This is a genomic window from Streptomyces sp. NBC_00377 (assembly GCF_036075115.1).
GTDB lineage: Bacteria > Actinomycetota > Actinomycetes > Streptomycetales > Streptomycetaceae > Streptomyces.
Genome location: NZ_CP107958.1, coordinates 3,355,982 through 3,373,364, shown reverse-complemented (window position 1 = coordinate 3,373,364; position 17,383 = coordinate 3,355,982). Strand labels below are relative to the sequence as shown.

Sequence of the window (17,383 nt, the reverse complement as noted above, 5' to 3'; positions counted from 1 at the left end):
TCGTGAAGGTCGGCGTTGCCCGGCCGTCGCCCCTGGACTACGTTCTGTGAATGCTCACCCCACGGCCCCGGTTCCGCCTGCTCGGACCGCTGGACGTCGAGATCGACGGACGGGCCGTCGCACTCACCGGCCGGCAACGCGCGCTGTGTGCCGTGCTCCTGCTGCACGCCAACCAGGTCGTCTCCGTCGAACGGCTGATCCAGTGCCTGTGGGACGACCGGCCGCCCGGCGCCGGCGCGGCACGGGTGCGGGCCCTGGTCGCGGAGGTGCGGCGCGCGCTCGGCCCGGCGGGGACGGAACTGCTGACCACCCGGCGGCCCGGCTACGTCATGCACGCCGGACCCGACGAACTCGACCTGCTGGCCTTCGAGAACCTCATCAGGGACGCCTCGCGGGCCGCCGCCGACGGCGAGTGGCGCACGGCCCGGCGCTGTGGCGAACAGGCCCTCGCGCTGTGGCGGGACGAGCCGCTGTCCGACCTGTCGGACGTCGCGACGCGTGAGGCCGAGCGCCAACGCCTGGCCGAACTGCACCTCGTGGCCCGGGAGGGTGTGGCCGAGGCGGGGATCGAGACCGGCCGGCACCGGGAGGCCATCGCCGAACTGCTCCGGCTGACCGCCGCCCACCCGCTGCGCGAACGCCCGCACGGCCTGCTGATGCGCGCCCTGCACCGGGACGGCCGCAGCGCCGAGGGCCTGGAGCTGTACACCGCGCTGCGCCGGCGCATGGTGGACGAACTCGGCATGGAGCCCTCGGCCGACCTGAGGGATCTGCACCGGCGGCTGCTGGGAGGGGGCGGCGCCCCGCCCGAGCGGCCGGCGCCCGCACCCGTGCCCGAGCGCCCCGTGCCGCGCCAACTACCGCCCACACCACGCCGTTTCGTGGGCCGGGAAAGCGAACTGGACCGCCTCGACTCCTGTCTGCGCAACGGCGAACCGCTAGCCCTGATCGTGGGGCCGGCGGGCGTCGGCAAGAGCGCCCTAGCGCTGAACTGGGCCCACCGGGTGGCCGACCGCTTCCCCGACGGCCAGCTCTTCCTGGACATGCGGGGCTTCGACAACGCCGAGCCGATGACCCCCGGTGAGGCCCTGCCGCTGCTCCTCCAGGGACTGGGCTGCGCCCCGCGCGACATCCCGCTGGGCGCCGAGGCGCAGACCGCGCTGTACCGGACGCTGCTGGTGGACCGCCGGGTGCTCGTCGTCCTCGACGACGTGGCCGACGCGTCGTCCGTACGGCGGTTGCTGCCCGCCTCGGCCGGCTCGCTGACGCTGGTGACGAGCCGGGACAAGCTGAGCGGCCTGGTCACCCTGGACGGGGCCTACCGGGTGACCTGCGACGTCCTCGACAGCGCCGCGGCACTGGAACTGATCAGCGGCGCCGTCGGCGCGGAGGCCGTCGCCGCCGATCCGCAGGCCGCGGCACGCCTCGTCGAACTCTGCGACCGTCTGCCGCTCGCCCTGTGCGTCGCGGGCTCCTGGATCGGCGACCGGCCAGGCAGTATCCGGGCTTACGTCCGTGACCTCGCGGACCGGGGGCGTCTGGCCCGGCTGCACGTCGAGGGCGAGGAGTCCGTCGCCGTACGGGCCGCCCTCGACCTGTCGTACGGGGTGCTGCCGGACGAGGCGCGGCGGGCCTTCCGCTCGCTGGGCGTCCTGCCGGGCACCGGCCGGTCGGTCCCGGCTGCCGCCGCTGCCGCCGGGACCGGCGAACGTCGCCTGGCCGACCTGCTGCGGCTGGCCCAGCGGGTCCATCTGCTGCGCGACGTCGAGCACGGCCGCCCGGCCTGGCACGACCTCGTGCACGAGTACGCCCGCGACCGGACGGCCGCCGAGGACGCCCCCGAGGAGCGGGCCGCCGCCGTCACCCGCGTCCTCGACCACTACCTCCAGAGCGTCGTCAACGCGGCCGCCACGGCCGGCCTGTACGTGATGCGCACCCGCCCCGCCGCCGTCGAGGGCTCCCTGCCCAGGACGTTCGCCGGGACCGAGGAGGCCTACGCCTGGTTCGACGGCGAGTGGGACGACATCGCGGCCGCGATCGGACACGCCGCCGAGCACGGTCCGGCGCCGTACGTGTGGTGGCTGGTGGACGCGCTCCAGGACCTCTTCCACCACCGCCGTCCGCTCTCCGACTGGATGCGGCTCGCCACCCTCGCCCGGGAGGTGGCCGCCCGCGGCGGGGACGACGTCGGCCAGGCCTCCATGTGCCTCTCCCTGGGCAGCGCCCGCTGGCGCAACGGCGACCTGCGGGGCGCCCTGGCGGAGTACGAGGAGGCGGAGGAACTGGCGCGCCGGGCCGGCTGGACCTACGGCGAGGCCGGCAGCCTCCAGGGCAAGGGCGTCACCCTCAAGCTCCTGGGCGAACTGCGGCGCGCCCTGCCCTGCTACGACCGTGCCCTCGCGCTCTACCGGACCCTGGACAACGTCAAGAACGTGGAGATCATGCTGATCAACACGGCGTCGCTGAACCTCGCCCTGGGCCGCCTGGACGCGGCCGAGGAGGCGGCGTGCGCGGCCCTCGACCTGATCGGCGAAACGATCCACCACAACCGTGCGATGGCCCTCGTCAACCTCGCCCTGGTCCGGCAGAAGCAGGCCCGGTTCGACGAGGCCACGGCCGCGCTGCGCACCTGCTTCCTGGTCTCCCGCGACTCCGGGTCCACCTACACGGAGGCCGTGGCCCTGGAGGCGCTGGGCCGGGTCCGCGCCGACGCGGGCCAGGACGACCGCGCGCTCCTCGCGTACGAGGACGCCCTCGCCGTCTCCCGGCGGGTGGAGAACCGCAACTGCCAGGTCGACAGCCTGGTCGGGGTCGCCTCGGTGAAGCTGCGCGCGGGCCGCGCCGAGGAGACGGCCGCACACCTGGACGCCGCCTTCGAGATCGCCGAGCGCACCGGTCACCGGGCGGGTCTCGTGGAGGTCCTGCTGGCCCGCGCCGATCTCGCCCGCGCCCAGGGCCGTCCGGCCGACGCCCTGGGCCACCTGGAGCGCGCCGAACGGCTCGCGGCCGACGGCACCCCGCTCAACCTCCCCCGCGTCCACCTCACCACCGCCCTCACGCTCCTGGACACCGAGCCCGAGCCCCGACCCGGGCCCGAAACCGTCACCGACGACGACACCCCCACCGACGCGGGCACCGCCGGCACTCCGGACACCGTTGCCGCCACCGGCCCCGAGCCCGGCGCCGACGCCACGCCGGACACCGGTGGGGACACCGGGCCGGGCACCGGCACCCGGCCGCACAGCCGTGCCGAGCCCGGTCTCGGCCTCGGCGCCGAGGCCTCGGCGGACGCCCGGACCGACGAGCCCCGCACCCGGGCCCGCGCTGCGGCCACCAGGGCGGCCGCCCTGGCCCGGGCCTCCGGCCAGCGACTTCTGCACGCCCGTGCCGTGGGGGCCCTGGTCCGCGCCCACGAGGCCCACGGTGACACCGTGTCGGCGCGGGAGAGCAGGACGCAGGCGGCCACGCTGTTCGGGACGCTGGGCATCCAGCCCCCTCCCGGCACGTCCGTTCCGCACCGTCCGCTGCCCCGGCATCGTCATCGTGAGCTCCCTCCGGACGCGGAGTCCCGCCTCACCCTGTACCTGACCGAACACTTCGACGGCCCGACCGGCTGAACCGCTCTGCCGGCTGCACCGCCGGCCGGTCGGAACAACGGCCCCGGCACTCCGGCCGGCGTCGCTCAGACGGACGTGGCGTACGCGCTGCCGATCCGCAGCCGGGGGTCGCGGGCCAGCACGCGTGCGTGCAGCGACCGCAGGTCCGGCCCGGGTTCGCAGCCCAGCAGGTCGACCATCCGCAGGCGCAGCGCCTGGAAGCAGTGCAGTGCGTCCGCCTGCCGTCCCCCGCGGTGCAGGGCGAGCATCAGCAGGGCCGTGACCTTCTCGTCGAAGGGGTGCATCTCGGCCAGCCAGTGCAGCTGAGGCAGGCACTCCTCGTGCCGCCCCGCCCGCAGGTACAGCTCGGTGCTGCCGATCAGCGCCTCGCGGTGCTCACGCCGCAGCGTCACCCTCGCCGTCTCGGCCCAGGCGGTGCGTACGTCGGACAGCGGCTCGCCCCGCCACAGCTCCAGGGCCCGCCCGTAGAGGTCGAGGGCCGCTTCGGTGTCCCCGGCGCGGGCGTCGTGCTGCGCCTGCCGGACCAGGGCACGGAACCGCGCGGTGTCGACGCAGCGCTCGTCGATCGCGAGGACGTAGCCGCCCCGCTTGCGGACCAGTTCGAATCCGTCGGTCCGCTGTCCATCGGCCCGCAGCGCCTTTCGCAGCCGGGTGGCCTGGATGTACAGGGCGTCCCGCGGATGCTGGGGCCGGCGCTCCTGCCACACCCGCTCGATCAGCGTCTCGTCGGCCACGAAGGCGCCGGGGGTCCAGGCCAGCGCCGCCAGCAGCAGCTTGGTGCCGTGCGGAAGCGGCAGCTTGTCGCCGGAGCGGGCGCGCGCCTCGACACATCCCAGCAGCTGAATCTCCATGTGCTCCCCCGTGCCTCGAACCACTCGAGTCACCACTGTGCACGCGGGGTGTTCGGCTGGCGCATGGATGCTGCACGGCTGCCGCCGGCCGGGCGGGGACGCGGCGGGTTGTGCGGGCGGGGTGCGGTGCGTCGGCGGGTGCGGGTGCGTCGTGGCTGGTCGCGCAGTTCCCCGCGCCCCTGGGGGGTGGTTCCGGTCTGTGTTTCAGGTGCGGGTGCGTCGTGCTGATCGCGCAGTTCCCCGCGCCCCTGGAGGCCCTGCGGGCCCCCAGGCCCCCTGGGCCGGGAACGGTGAAGGCCCGCGCCGGGTGAGCGCGGGCCTTCGTCCCCTGGACCGGACGTTCATGGGCTCGGGTCAATGGGCCGAGAAAGTCCGCTCCGGAAGGGGGCGGCTGACGAAAAGGGGTGTGTCAGGCCGCCGCCTCGGGGTCCTTGGCGAGACGGGGAGCCGGCACGGTGGCCACGACATCCGCCGTCTCGGGGTAGTGGCACGCCGTCAGGTGGCCGGGCTTGTTGCCCTCGACCTGCACCAGCGGCGGCGCCTCCGTCGCGCACTTCTCCGTCGCCTTCCAGCAGCGGGTGCGGAAGCGGCAGCCGGAGGGCGGGTTGATGGGCGAGGGCACGTCGCCGACGAGGCGGATGCGCTCACGGCCCGGGACTCCCTCGTCCTGCACCGTGGCCTCGGGCACCGCGGACAGCAGCGCCCGGGTGTAGGGGTGGCGCGGGTTGCCGTACAGGTCGTCGCGGTCGGCGATCTCGACGATGCGGCCGAGGTACATGACCGCCACCCGCTGCGAGAAGTGCCGTACGACGGCCAGGTCGTGGGCGATGAAGACGAACGCGATGCCCAGGTCCTGCTGGACCTTCTGGAGCAGGTTGACGACCTGGGCCTGGATGGACACGTCGAGCGCGGAGACCGGCTCGTCGGCCACGATCAGCTTCGGTTGCAGGGCCAGCGCGCGGGCGACCCCGATGCGCTGGCGCTGACCGCCGGAGAACTCGTGCGGGAAGCGGTTGTAGTGCTCGGGGTTGAGACCCACGATCTCCAGCAGCTCGCGCACGCGGGCCTCGCGGCCGCCCGCCGGGTGGATGTCGTTGATCTCCATCGGACCGGAGATGATCTTGCCGACCGTCTGGCGCGGGTTCAGCGACGCGTACGGGTCCTGGAAGATCATCTGAATCTCGGAGCGGATCGGCGCCAGCTGCTTGCGGCCCGCGTGCGTGATGTCCTCGCCGCGATAGGAGATCCTGCCGCCCGTCGGCTCGAGAAGCCGCGTGATCAGCCGGCCCGTCGTCGACTTGCCGCAGCCGGACTCGCCGACCAGGCCCAGGCTCTCGCCCTCGAGGACCTGGAAGTCCAGCCCGTCGACGGCCTGCACGGCACCGACCGTACGCCGGATCGGGAAGCCGCCCTTGATCGGGAAGTGCTTGGTGAGCCCGGAGACGTCCAGGAGGGGGGTGGTGTCGCTCATGGTGGTGAAATCCCGTCTTCTGTACGTCAGTTCGCCGCGCTGCCGGCGAGGTCGGAGAAATACTCGGCCCGCTGGTCGGCGGTCAGGTGGCAGGCGGAACCCCGGCCGTCGGCGATCTTCAGCGGCGGCTGCTCCGTGGAGCACAGGCCCCCCTCGACCTTCTCGGCGAAGGTGCAGCGGGGGTGGAAGCGGCATCCCGTCGGCGGGTTCAGCAGCGAGGGCGGCGAACCGGGGATCGGGTTGAGCGGGACGTCCACCGGGTGGTCCAGGCTCGGCATCGAGCTCAGCAGGCCCAGCGTGTAAGGGTGCTGCGGGCTGCGCAGCACCTCCTTCTTGGTCCCCCGCTCCACGCACCGGCCGCCGTACATCACCAGGACGTCGTCGGCGATGTCGGCGATGACCCCCAGGTCGTGCGTGATGAAGATGATCGCGGTGCCGAACTCCCGCTGGAGGTCCTTGAGCAGGTCCATGATCTGCGCCTGGACGGTGACGTCGAGAGCGGTGGTCGGCTCGTCGGCGATCAGCAGCTCCGGGTCGCAGACCAGCGCCATCGCGATCATCGCGCGCTGGCGCATACCGCCGGAGAACTGGTGCGGGTAGTCGTCCACCCGGACCTCAGGCTGCGGGATCCCGACCCGCTTCAGCATCTCGATCGCCCGGGCCCGCGACTGGCTCTTGGAGGAGCCGGTGTGCTTGCGGTACGTCTCGGCGATCTGCCGTCCGACCGTGTGGTACGGCGACAGCGAGGCCAGCGCGTCCTGGAAGATCATCGACATCTTGTTGCCGCGCAGCCGCTCCAGCTCCTTTTCGGAGGCGGTCAGCAGCTCCTTGTCGTCCAGCAGGATCTCGCCCTCGATCGCCGTGCGGTCGCGGTCGTGCAGACCCAGGATGGCCAGGTTGGTGACCGACTTGCCGGAGCCCGACTCGCCGACGATGCCGAGCGTCTTGCCCTTCTGCACATCGAAGGAGAGCCCGTCGACGGCCTTGACGATGCCGTCCTCGGTGGAGAAATGGACTTTCAGGTCCCTGACGGAGAGGAAGGGCTGCTGATCGGTGCTCGTCACGGGGACGCTCCTGGGGGGTGATGCGAGAGGTAGGGGGCTTGGCGGAGGTCAGGCGAGCCGGATCCGCGGGTCGATGAGAGCGTAGACGGCATCGACGACGATGTTGAAGAACACGATCGCACCGGCGGCCAGGACAGTCACGCCCAGCAGCATGGGCAGGTCGCTCTGGTCCACGGACTTGACCGCGAGCCGGCCGATGCCCTGGAGACTGAAGGTCGACTCGGTGATGATCGCACCGCCGATGAGCGTGCCCAGGTCGATGCCGAACACCGTGACGATCGGGCCCATCGCGCCCCGCCAGGCGAACCGGAAGAACACGTTCGCCCGGGACAGGCCCTTGGCGCGGGCCGTACGGACGTAGTCCTCGCTGAGTTGCTCCACGAGCTGGGAGCGGGTCATGCGGGTGTAGTTCGCGGTGAAGATGATCGCCAGGACCAGCCAGGGGAGCAGCAGTCCGGAGAACCAGGCGATCGGGTCGTCGGTGATCGGCGTGTAGGACGGCTGGTCGAGCACGCCCAGCTTCGCGACGAAGAAGAACATCGCGATGTAGCCGACGAAGTAGATCTGCAGCGAGGAGCCGAGCAGCGAGGCCGAGCTGGCGAACTTGTCCAGGAACTTGCCCTGCTTGAGGGCCGCGATCATGCCCGCGCCGATGCCGAGGACGAGGAAGACGATGGCCGCGCCGAAGGCGAGCGACAGGGTCGTCGGCAGCCGGTCCATGATCGTGCCGAAGACCGGCTCGCGGTTGGCGAACGAGTAGCCGAGGCAGGGCGCGTTGCAGTAGTCGTAGCCGGGGTAGTCGCGTCCCGCGAAGACGCCCACGAGCCACAGCCAGTACTGGACCGGGATCGGCTTGTCGATGCCCAGGTTGTGCCGGATCTGCGCGAGCACGTCGGGCGTGCAGTTCTTGCCGCAGGACATCATGGCGGGGTCACGCGGCACGGCGTAGAAGAGCCAGAAGGTGACGGCGCTGATGATCAGGAGGATGACCAGCGCGCCGATGACTCGGCGGACAAGGAAGCGGAGCATGAGGCGTGACTTTCCGGACGGGGCGCCGTCGCCGGGAGGCAGAGAGGGGGGTGGGCCGCAGGGGCGGCCATCGAGATGGCCGCCCCTGGGACGGGTGGTGCCGCGATTACTTCATCACGTAGAGCTTGCAGAGCGCGATGCAGGTGTTGCCGCCGTCGTACACGACGTTGCCGACCTTGGAACCGTGCATCCAGTTGCGGATGGAGTGGTAGTCGGGCACCACGGCAGCCTGCTCCATGATCATGCGGTCGATGTTGCCCCAGGCCTTGTTGGCCTCCTTGACGTCCGCGACCTTGGCGGCGGCGTCGATCGCCTTGTTGATGGTCGGGTCGTTCAGCTGCGCGTAGTTGCTGCGGCCGTCGCCGATGTTCTTGCCGCTCCAGCAGGGGTAGAAGACGGAGTAGCCGCCCGGCCAGTCCGGGCTCCAGCCGGCGGCGAACAGGTCGAAGTCGTTGTCGATCTTGCCGATCTGGGTGTAGAAGGTCGACTTGTCGACCTGCTTGTTGACGACCGTGAAGCCGGCCTCTTCCAGCGCGTTCTTGATGGCCACGGCGCTCTTCACCGCGTTGTCGGACTGCTGGTAGGCGATGACCAGCTTCTGGCCGACCTTGCCGGCCTCCTTCAGCAGGGCCTTGGCCTTGGCGGCGTCGCCGCCCGGCTTCTTGTCCACGCCGTAGAGGTCGAACTTGGTGTAGCCGGGGGTGACCGGGCTGAGGATGGTGGTGGCCAGCTCGCTGGTGGAGGCGCCGCCGCGGATGGTCTGGAGCTGCTGGTGCGGCCAGGCGTAGTTGATGGCCTGACGGACCTTGAGGTCCTTGATCCGGGTCATGTTGATCGGCCAGTAGTAGGTGACCGTGTCGACCTGGGTGAGGACGCGCTTCTTCAGCGTGGCGTTGGTGAGCACCTGGGCGATGCGCTCCGGCGCGACCTCGTTGAAGATCGACATCGCGTACTTGTCGTTGCCCGAGTCCGCGATGTAGCGGTCCGTCGAGGCGAGCAGCTCGAAGCCGAACTGGAAGACGAACTTGTCCGGGTAGGCGTTACGGATCGAGTCGGTCTTCGGGTCCCAGTGCTCGTTGCGCACGTAGGTCATCGACTTGCCGATGCTGCGGCTCTCGATCCGGTAAGGACCGCAGGAGAACGGCTGCTTGTCGTACTTCTCCTTGGTGTCCTTGGCCTTGGCCACCAGGCCGTAACCCGGCATCGCCAGCGTGTAGTTGAAGTCGGTGCGGGGCTCCTTCAGACGGAAGGTGATGTTCTTCCCGTCGACCTCGATGGAGGCGAGGCTCTTGCCCTCGTAGGGACCCTTGTACTTGTCGCCGCCCTCGAGGAAGTCCTGGACGTAGCGGGGACCCTCGGTGACGAAGGTGGCGAAGAGGCGCTCGTAGGTGTGGCGGGCGTCGGCCGCGGTGACCTCGGTGCCGTCCTCCCACTTCAGACCGTCCTTCAGCGTGAAGGTCCAGGTCTTGCCGCCGTCCTTCATGGTGCCGGGGTCGGTCGCGGCGTCGCCGACGAGGGTGGTGCCACCCTTCTCGTCGATCTTGTAGCCGGTCAGACCGCGCGAGATCGGCCGGGTGATGGCGCCCTCGGTCGACACGTAGATCTGCGCCGGGTCCAGGTGGTCCATGTCGAACTGGTCGAGCGAGTAGATCGTCCCGCCCTTGACCGCACCCGGGACCTCGGGCGCCGGGCCGGTGGAGTCGGCCTTGGTGCCGACCGGGATCTCGGTGGTCTTCGAGCCGCTGACCTTGGGAGCGTCGTCCTTCGAGGAACTTCCGGAACTGCTGCTGCTACAGGCGGACAGCACCGTGGTCGAGGCCGCGGCCACGCCGGTGGCGATCATGAAGTTTCTGCGGGAAAAAGACATGGTGAGCCTGCCTGTCGAGGTCAATCGGGACGAGGGAACCAGCCGGACGTCGTTGAACCTGGCCGGGAGTATGGCGCTGGAGTTGCCTACCGCTTGGACTTCGGGTCGAGTGCGTCACGCACCGAGTCGCCGAGCAGGTTGAAGGCGAGGACGAAGATCACCATGGACAGGCCCGGGAAGAGCATGAACGTGATGTCCTCGGTGTAGAACTGAGCACCTCGCTGGATCATGACGCCCCAGTCCGGGGTCGGGTCGATGATGCCGACCCCGAGGAAGGCGAGACCCGCCTCCGCGGTGACGTAGGCCGGAAGCATCAGCGTGGACTGGATGATGATCGGCGTCCACAGGTTGGGCAGCAGCTCTTTGAACACGATGCGGCGCGGTGATGCACCCGTGACCTTGGCCGCCTCGACGAACTCCCGCTCGCGCAGCCCGAGCACCTGACCGCGCAGCAGTCGGGCGATGGAGGCCCAGCCGAAGGCGGAGAGCACGAGGATCAGGCAGGTGGCGCGCAGCGAGGTCGGCACGTCCTCGTCGGCGGCGACGAACAGTCCGTAGACCACCGGCATGAAGGCGATGAAGAACAGCGTCGACGGGAACGACAGCAGGATGTCGATGATCCGGCCGACGAGGTAGTCGGTCCGGCCGCCCAGGTAGCCGGCCGTGACGCCGATGACGACGCCGAGGATCGTGGTCAGCAGGGTGGCCGCGACCGCGATGCCCAGGGAGGTCCGGATGCCGTAGAGCAGGAAGGTGAAGACGTCGCGGCCGAGCTGGGGCTCGATGCCGAACCAGAACTCGGGGCTCATGCCGCCGTTCGGCCCGGACGGGTACGCGAAGGCGTTCAGCAGCTCCGGACGCTGGCTCGCGTACGTGGTGTAGGGGTTCTTGCCGTACAGCTTGGCGATCAGCGGAGCAGCGATCGCGATCACGAAGAAGAAGATCACGACATAGGCGGATATGACACCGGTGCGGTCGCGCTTGAATCGCTTCCAGGCCAGTCGACCGGGAGAACGGCTCTCGTTGGCCTTCGAGACGTCGGAAGCCGCCGACTTCTCGACGCTCTCGTCGGTCACCTCAAGCGGGGCAGCCGCTGATGGAGTTGGGGGGGTCATGGTGCTCCTGGCCCAAGGGAGGGTCTGATGACTCCGCAGGGCACTCCCTACGGGCTACGCCGGACTTTTTCAACGCAATTCGTTCACGGTCAATAAAATCTGGTCTCCCTTGGTCCTCTCTTTACTTTCTTTGCCTCTGCTTGACCGAACCGTAGCTACGCGTGTAGCGCGCCGTAATCGTTCCGTGTCCGAATCCGGACTAATTGGGCGAAACGGGCAAGGAGTTCGATATTCGGACCCCTGGGTGTCGGAATGCGTACATCTCGTGGTCGTAGTCCAACGGTTCGGCAACGGAAGCCGGTGATCCGTTGCAGGCTGCACCGAGATCCATTGTCGCCTGCGAAGAAGATCCTTTTCGACCCCCCGCCAGGATGCTGCTGTCGGTGTCCGCTGCAACTTGTGCCGTCCCCCGAATAGCCCTCCGATGGCCTCCGGTTGGGCGCGGCCCGTGTGCGGTATGCGCATTTTTACGTTGATATTGGCCGGTAATGGATCAGTGCTTCGGTGCTGACGGCACAGCGCTCGGGTAAAGCGCGGTCAATGAGGAGGCATCCATGCGTGGAGCCACGCACGCCAAGTGGGCCGCATGCGCGGTGGCGGCAGCACTCGCTGCGACGGCCTGCGGGGGCGGGGGGAGCAGCGGCGGCAGCGGCGACGGCGGCGCGGTGCTCAGCTCCTCCTGGGGAGACCCGCAGAACCCGCTGGAGCCCGCCAACACCAACGAGGTGCAGGGCGGGAAGGTCCTCGACATGATCTTCCGGAGCCTGAAGAAGTACAACCCGGAGACCGGGGCGGCCGAGGACATGCTGGCCGAGAAGATCGAGACCACGGACTCCCAGAACTTCACCATCACCGTCAAGGACGGCTGGACGTTCAGCAATGGCGAGAAAGTGACGTCGAAATCCTTCGTCGACGCCTGGAACTACGGCGCGAGCCTCAAGAACAACCAGAAGAACGCCTACTTCTTCGAGTACATCGACGGCTACCCCGCGACCCACCCCGCCGAGGGCGGCAAGCAGACCGCCGACATCCTCTCCGGGCTCAAGGTCGTCGACGACAAGACCTTCACCGTCAAGCTCCGGCAGAAGTTCTCCACCTTCCCCGACACCCTGGGCTACCCCGCCTACGCCCCGCTGCCCCAGGCCTTCTTCACCGACCACGCGGGCTGGCTGAAGAAACCCGTCGGAAACGGGCCGTACACGATCGACTCCTACACCAAGGGCTCCCAGATGGCCCTGAAGAAGTGGGACGGCTACCCCGGTGACGACAAGGCGCAGAACGGCGGCGTGACCCTGAAGGTCTACACCGACAACAACACCGCCTACACCGACCTGCTGGCCGGCAACCTCGACCTCGTCGACGACGTGCCGGCGGCCCAGCTCAAGAACGTCAAGAACGACCTCGGCGACCGCTATCTGAACACCCCCGCCGGCATCATCCAGACCCTGGCCTTCCCCTTCTACGACAAGAAGTGGAACACCACCGGTTCCGACAAGGTGCGTACCGGCCTGTCCCGTGCGATCGACCGCGAGCAGATCACCGAGACGATCTTCCAGAAGACCCGCACCCCCGCCACCGACTGGACCTCCCCGGTGCTCGGCGAGGAGGGCGGCTTCAAGGAGGGCCTGTGCGGGGACGCCTGCGAGTACGACCCCGCGGCCGCGAAGAAGCTCATCCAGGAGGGCGGCGGGCTGCCCGGCGGACAGGTCAAGATCACATACAACGCGGACACCGGATCGCACAAACAGTGGGTCGACGCGGTCTGCAACTCGATCAACAACGCACTCGGCAACGACAAGGCCTGCGTCGGCAACCCGGTCGGCACGTTCGCGGACTTCCGCACCCAGATCGGCGACCGCAAGATGAGCGGCCCCTTCCGCGCCGGATGGCAGATGGACTACCCCCTCATCCAGAACTTCCTCCAGCCGCTCTACTACACGAACGCCTCCTCCAACGACGGCAAGTGGTCGAACAAGGACTTCGACAAGCTCGTCGACCAGGCCAACGCCGAGACCGACACCGCCAAGGCCGTGCAGATCTTCCAGCAGGCCGAAGAGGTCGTCCGCGACAACATGGCCGCCATCCCGCTCTGGTACCAGAACGGCAGCGCCGGCTTCTCGGAGCGGCTCTCGAACGTCAAGCTCAACCCGTTCTCCGTCCCGGTCTACAACGAGATCAAGGTCAGCTGACCCGCCATGGGCCGGTATGTGATCCGGCGTCTGCTCCAGATGATCCCGGTGTTCATCGGCGCCACGCTGCTGATCTTCCTGATGGTGAACGTGATGGGCGACCCCATCGCGGGCCTGTGCGGTGACCGGCAGTGCGATCCGGCCACGGCCGCCCAGCTGAAGAAGGAGTTCGGCCTCGACAAGCCGGTCTGGCAGCAGTACCTGACCTACATGGGGAACGTCTTCACCGGAGACTTCGGTACGGCGTTCAACGGCCAGCCGGTCACCGAGCTGATGGCGACGGCCTTCCCGGTCACCATCCGGCTGACCCTCGTCGCGATCTTCTTCGAGATCGTCATCGGCATCACCCTCGGCGTCGTGACGGGTCTGCGCCGGGGCCGGCCCGTCGACTCCGGGGTCCTGCTGCTCACCCTGGTCGTGATCTCCGTCCCCACGTTCGTCACCGGCCTGCTGCTCCAACTGCTGCTCGGCGTCGAATGGGGGTGGATCAAACCGTCGGTCTCCTCGGACGCCACCTTCGGCGAACTGATCGTGCCGGGTCTGGTGCTGGCCTCCGTCTCGCTGGCGTACGTCACCCGCCTGACCCGTACCTCCATCGCGGAGAACAGACGGTCCGACTACGTCCGGACGGCCGTGGCCAAGGGGCTGCCCCGCCGCCGGGTCGTCACCCGGCACCTGCTGCGCAACTCCCTGATCCCCGTGGTGACCTTCATCGGCACCGACATCGGCGCCCTGATGGGCGGCGCCATCGTCACCGAGCGCATCTTCAACATCCACGGCGTCGGCTTCCAGCTGTACCAGGGGATCCTCCGTCAGAACACCCAGACCGTGGTGGGCTTCGTGACCGTCCTCGTCCTGGTCTTCCTGGTGGCCAACCTGCTCGTCGACCTGCTGTACGCCGTACTCGACCCGAGGATCCGCTATGCCTGAGCCGACGCCGCCGGAGCACCACCTGCCGGGCGCGGGCCGCACCCCGGAGGACGGCGCCGTCGCCGACACCGGCATGGGCGGGGCGATGGACCTGGCCACGGCAGAGGGGGAGACCCTGGAGCCGCCGCCGCCGGGCGGGCCACCGGGCGCGGGGCCGGCCGAGGGGGGCGCCTCGGCCGAACGGGCCCGCTCCCTCTGGTCGGACGCCTGGCGGGACCTGCGCCGCAACCCCGTCTTCATCATCGCCGGCCTGGTCATCCTCTTCCTGGTCTTCATCTCCCTGTGGCCCTCGTCCATCACCTGGCTGAGCCCCCTCAAGTGCGACCTCGCCAAAGCCCAGGAGGGCTCCCAGCCCGGCCACCCGTTCGGCTTCGACGGTCAGGGCTGCGACGTGTACACCCGCGTCGTCTACGGCGCCCGTACGTCCGTCACGGTGGGCGTCCTGGCCACGCTCGGCGTCGCCCTGCTGGGCAGCGTGCTGGGCGGTCTCGCCGGGTTCTTCGGCGGGGCGGGGGACTCGGTCCTGTCCCGGATCACCGACATCTTCTTCGCCATCCCGGTCGTCCTCGGCGGCCTGGTCCTCCTCTCCGTGGTGACCAGCAACACGGTCTGGCCGGTCATCGGGTTCATGGTCCTGCTCGGCTGGCCGCAGATCTCCCGGATCGCCCGGGGTTCGGTCATCACCACCAAACAGAACGACTACGTCCAGGCGGCCCGGGCCCTGGGCGCCTCCCACTCCCGGCTGCTGCTGCGGCACATCGCGCCCAACGCGGTCGCCCCGGTGATCGTCGTGGCGACCATCGCGCTCGGCACGTTCATCGCGCTGGAGGCGACCCTGTCCTACCTCGGCGTCGGACTGAAGCCGCCGACCGTCTCCTGGGGCATCGACATCTCCGCCGCCTCGCCCTACATCCGCAACGCCCCGCACGCCCTGCTGTGGCCCTCGGGCGCCCTGGCCGTCACGGTCCTGGCGTTCATCATGCTCGGCGACGCGGTGCGCGACGCCCTCGACCCGAAGCTGAGGTGACGGCCGGATGCTGCTCGAAGTACGCGACCTGCACGTGGAGTTCCGCACCCGGGACGGGATCGCCCGAGCCGTCAACGGGGTCAGCTACGGCGTGGACGCGGGCGAGACACTCGCCGTGCTGGGCGAGTCCGGCTCCGGCAAGTCCGTCACCGCCCAGGCGATCATGGGCATCCTCGACATGCCGCCCGGCCGGATCACCGGCGGCGAGATCCTCTTCCGGGGTAACGACCTGCTGCGGCTCAAGGAGGAGGAGCGCAGGAAGGTCCGCGGCGCCGAGATGGCGATGATCTTCCAGGACGCCCTGTCGTCGCTGAACCCCGTGCTGACGGTCGGCGACCAGCTGGGCGAGATGTTCGTCGTGCACCGGGGGATGTCGAGGAAGGACGCCCGGGCCAAGGCCGTGGAGCTGATGGACCGGGTGCGCATCCCGGGCGCCCGGGAACGGGTCAGGGACTATCCGCACCAGTTCTCGGGCGGTATGCGCCAGCGCATCATGATCGCGATGGCGATGGCCCTGGAACCGGCGCTCATCATCGCCGACGAACCCACCACCGCCCTGGACGTCACCGTCCAGGCCCAGGTCATGGACCTGCTCGCGGAGCTCCAGCGCGAGTACCACATGGGGCTGATCCTCATCACCCACGACCTGGGCGTGGTCGCCGACGTGGCCGACCGGATCGCGGTCATGTACGCCGGCCGGATCGTCGAGTCGGCGCCGGTGCACGACATCTACAAGGCCCCGGCCCACCCCTACACGCGCGGCCTGCTCGACTCCATTCCGCGCCTGGACCACAAGGGCCGGGAGCTCTACGCCATCAAGGGCCTGCCGCCCAACCTCATGAACATCCCGTCCGGCTGCGCCTTCAACCCGCGCTGCCCGATGGCCCGGGACGTCTGCCGTACGGACGTGCCCCCGCTGTACGAGGCCGACGCCGGCGACGGGCCCGACGGGTCCCGCGGGGTCGCCACGTCCGAGGCGGACCGCACGAGCGCCTGCCACTTCTGGAGGGAGTGCCTGCATGGCTAGTTCCCCGACGGCCTCGGCCGCCGAGCCGATCCTCGAGGTGAACGGGCTGGTCAAGCACTACCCGCTCACCCAGGGCATCCTGTTCAGGAAGCAGATCGGAGCGGTCAAGGCGGTCGACGGCGTCGACTTCGCCCTGCACCGCGGCGAGACCCTGGGCATCGTCGGCGAGTCAGGCTGCGGCAAGTCCACGGTCGCCAAGATGCTGGTCAACCTGGAGCGGCCGACAGCGGGGGAGATCCGCTACAAGGGCGAGGACATCACCGGCCTGTCCGGCAAGGCCCTCAAGGCGGTGCGGCGCAACATCCAGATGGTCTTCCAGGACCCGTACACCTCCCTCAACCCGCGCATGACGGTCGGCGACATCATCGGGGAGCCGTACGAGATCCACCCCGAGGTGGCGCCCAAGGGCGACCGGCGGAGACAGGTCCAGGACCTGCTGGACGTCGTCGGGCTCAACCCCGAGTACATCAACCGCTACCCGCACCAGTTCTCCGGCGGCCAGCGGCAGCGCATCGGGATCGCGCGGGGGCTGGCCCTGCGCCCGGAGGTGATCGTCGCCGACGAACCGGTGTCCGCGCTGGACGTGTCGGTCCAGGCACAGGTGATCAACCTGCTGGACCGGTTGCAGAGCGAGTTCGACCTCTCCTACCTCTTCATCGCCCACGACCTGTCGATCGTCCGGCACATCTCGGACCGGGTGGGGGTGATGTATCTCGGCCGGATCGTGGAGATCGGCCGCGACGCCGAGATCTACGACCATCCGACGCACCCGTACACCCAGGCCCTGCTCTCCGCGGTCCCCGTTCCCGACCCGGAGGCGCGGGAGCACCGGGAGCGGATCATCCTGGCGGGTGACGTCCCGTCCCCGACGAACATCCCCTCCGGCTGCCGCTTCCGCACCCGCTGCTGGAAGGCGCGGGAGCGGTGCGCCCTGGAGGTACCGGTGCTCGCGGTCCCCGCGGAGTTCCGGCTCGTGACCGGCCCCGCGGCACACGACTCGGCATGTCACTTCGCGGAGGAGAAACAGGTGGTCCCGCCGGAGGAAGCACCGGGTGATCATGTCGACGACGGCGTATAAGAGCATATTTGCTGAGCAACCGCGTTAACACGCAGGCAACTTGACCGACCCGATTCCGATATACGGACGCGTCAGGGTGAACAGCGTACGGCCGTGCGGGTGCCGTAAACGGGCCGGG

Annotated in this window: 12 protein-coding genes; 6 read left to right on the top strand and 6 right to left on the bottom strand. The window is 69.5% G+C overall.

Annotated elements, in window-relative coordinates:
* The first annotated feature begins 50 nt into the window (after window positions 1–50).
* Entirely contained in the window at window positions 51–3,617 is a 3,567-nt protein-coding gene (locus tag OHS71_RS15055; protein WP_328479887.1) for an AfsR/SARP family transcriptional regulator, read from the top strand.
* A gap of 65 nt (window positions 3,618–3,682) precedes the next feature.
* Here OHS71_RS15055 and OHS71_RS15050 read toward each other — a convergent pair whose 3' ends face one another.
* The 6 genes from OHS71_RS15050 to OHS71_RS15025 form a co-directional block, all read right to left on the bottom strand.
* On the bottom strand, window positions 3,683–4,468 hold the full coding sequence (locus OHS71_RS15050; protein ID WP_328479886.1) for an AfsR/SARP family transcriptional regulator: 786 nt from the start codon (window positions 4,466–4,468) through the stop codon (window positions 3,683–3,685).
* 409 nt (window positions 4,469–4,877) lie between these two features.
* Window positions 4,878–5,939, bottom strand: coding sequence for an ABC transporter ATP-binding protein (locus OHS71_RS15045; protein ID WP_328479885.1), 1,062 nt, complete (start codon window positions 5,937–5,939; stop codon window positions 4,878–4,880).
* 26 nt (window positions 5,940–5,965) lie between these two features.
* Window positions 5,966–7,003, bottom strand: coding sequence for an ABC transporter ATP-binding protein (locus tag OHS71_RS15040; protein WP_328479884.1), 1,038 nt, complete (start codon window positions 7,001–7,003; stop codon window positions 5,966–5,968).
* A gap of 48 nt (window positions 7,004–7,051) precedes the next feature.
* A complete protein-coding gene (locus OHS71_RS15035) occupies window positions 7,052–8,032 on the bottom strand; it encodes an ABC transporter permease (protein WP_328479883.1) in 981 nt (326 codons plus the stop codon).
* Between the two features lie 106 nt (window positions 8,033–8,138).
* Window positions 8,139–9,899 carry an ABC transporter substrate-binding protein gene (locus OHS71_RS15030; RefSeq protein ID WP_328479882.1) on the bottom strand — a complete coding sequence of 587 codons (1,761 nt, stop codon included), beginning with the start codon at window positions 9,897–9,899 and terminating at the stop codon, window positions 8,139–8,141.
* An 86-nt stretch (window positions 9,900–9,985) separates the two neighbouring features.
* Window positions 9,986–10,975, bottom strand: coding sequence for an ABC transporter permease (locus OHS71_RS15025; protein ID WP_328479881.1), 990 nt, complete (start codon window positions 10,973–10,975; stop codon window positions 9,986–9,988).
* Window positions 10,976–11,568: 593 nt separating this feature from the next.
* Here OHS71_RS15025 and OHS71_RS15020 point away from each other — a divergent pair.
* From OHS71_RS15020 to OHS71_RS15000, 5 genes are read left to right on the top strand one after another with little or no spacing between them, the layout of a single operon-like run.
* Window positions 11,569–13,203, top strand: a complete 1,635-nt coding sequence (locus OHS71_RS15020) for a peptide ABC transporter substrate-binding protein (RefSeq protein WP_328479880.1) — start codon at window positions 11,569–11,571, stop codon at window positions 13,201–13,203.
* A 6-nt stretch (window positions 13,204–13,209) separates the two neighbouring features.
* Window positions 13,210–14,133, top strand: coding sequence for an ABC transporter permease (locus tag OHS71_RS15015; RefSeq protein ID WP_328479879.1), 924 nt, complete (start codon window positions 13,210–13,212; stop codon window positions 14,131–14,133).
* Window positions 14,126–15,160 carry an ABC transporter permease gene (locus OHS71_RS15010; protein WP_328479878.1) on the top strand — a complete coding sequence of 345 codons (1,035 nt, stop codon included), beginning with the start codon at window positions 14,126–14,128 and terminating at the stop codon, window positions 15,158–15,160. Before OHS71_RS15015 ends, OHS71_RS15010 begins: the two co-directional genes overlap by 8 nt.
* 7 nt (window positions 15,161–15,167) lie before the next feature.
* A complete protein-coding gene (locus OHS71_RS15005) occupies window positions 15,168–16,187 on the top strand; it encodes an ABC transporter ATP-binding protein (RefSeq protein ID WP_328479877.1) in 1,020 nt (339 codons plus the stop codon).
* On the top strand, window positions 16,180–17,265 hold the full coding sequence (locus OHS71_RS15000) for an ABC transporter ATP-binding protein (protein WP_328479876.1): 1,086 nt from the start codon (window positions 16,180–16,182) through the stop codon (window positions 17,263–17,265). Before OHS71_RS15005 ends, OHS71_RS15000 begins: the two co-directional genes overlap by 8 nt.
* Window positions 17,266–17,383 lie beyond the last annotated feature (118 nt).

Coding starts and splice junctions, on each gene's coding strand:
- OHS71_RS15020 (WP_328479880.1), top strand. CDS start 11,569: ATGCGTGGAGCCACGCACGCCAAGTGGGCCGCATGCGCGGTGGCGGCA.
- OHS71_RS15015 (WP_328479879.1), top strand. CDS start 13,210: ATGGGCCGGTATGTGATCCGGCGTCTGCTCCAGATGATCCCGGTGTTC.
- OHS71_RS15000 (WP_328479876.1), top strand. CDS start 16,180: ATGGCTAGTTCCCCGACGGCCTCGGCCGCCGAGCCGATCCTCGAGGTG.
- OHS71_RS15035 (WP_328479883.1), bottom strand. CDS start 8,032: ATGCTCCGCTTCCTTGTCCGCCGAGTCATCGGCGCGCTGGTCATCCTC.
- OHS71_RS15055 (WP_328479887.1), top strand. CDS start 51: ATGCTCACCCCACGGCCCCGGTTCCGCCTGCTCGGACCGCTGGACGTC.
- OHS71_RS15010 (WP_328479878.1), top strand. CDS start 14,126: ATGCCTGAGCCGACGCCGCCGGAGCACCACCTGCCGGGCGCGGGCCGC.
- OHS71_RS15045 (WP_328479885.1), bottom strand. CDS start 5,939: ATGAGCGACACCACCCCCCTCCTGGACGTCTCCGGGCTCACCAAGCAC.
- OHS71_RS15005 (WP_328479877.1), top strand. CDS start 15,168: ATGCTGCTCGAAGTACGCGACCTGCACGTGGAGTTCCGCACCCGGGAC.
- OHS71_RS15030 (WP_328479882.1), bottom strand. CDS start 9,899: ATGTCTTTTTCCCGCAGAAACTTCATGATCGCCACCGGCGTGGCCGCG.
- OHS71_RS15050 (WP_328479886.1), bottom strand. CDS start 4,468: ATGGAGATTCAGCTGCTGGGATGTGTCGAGGCGCGCGCCCGCTCCGGC.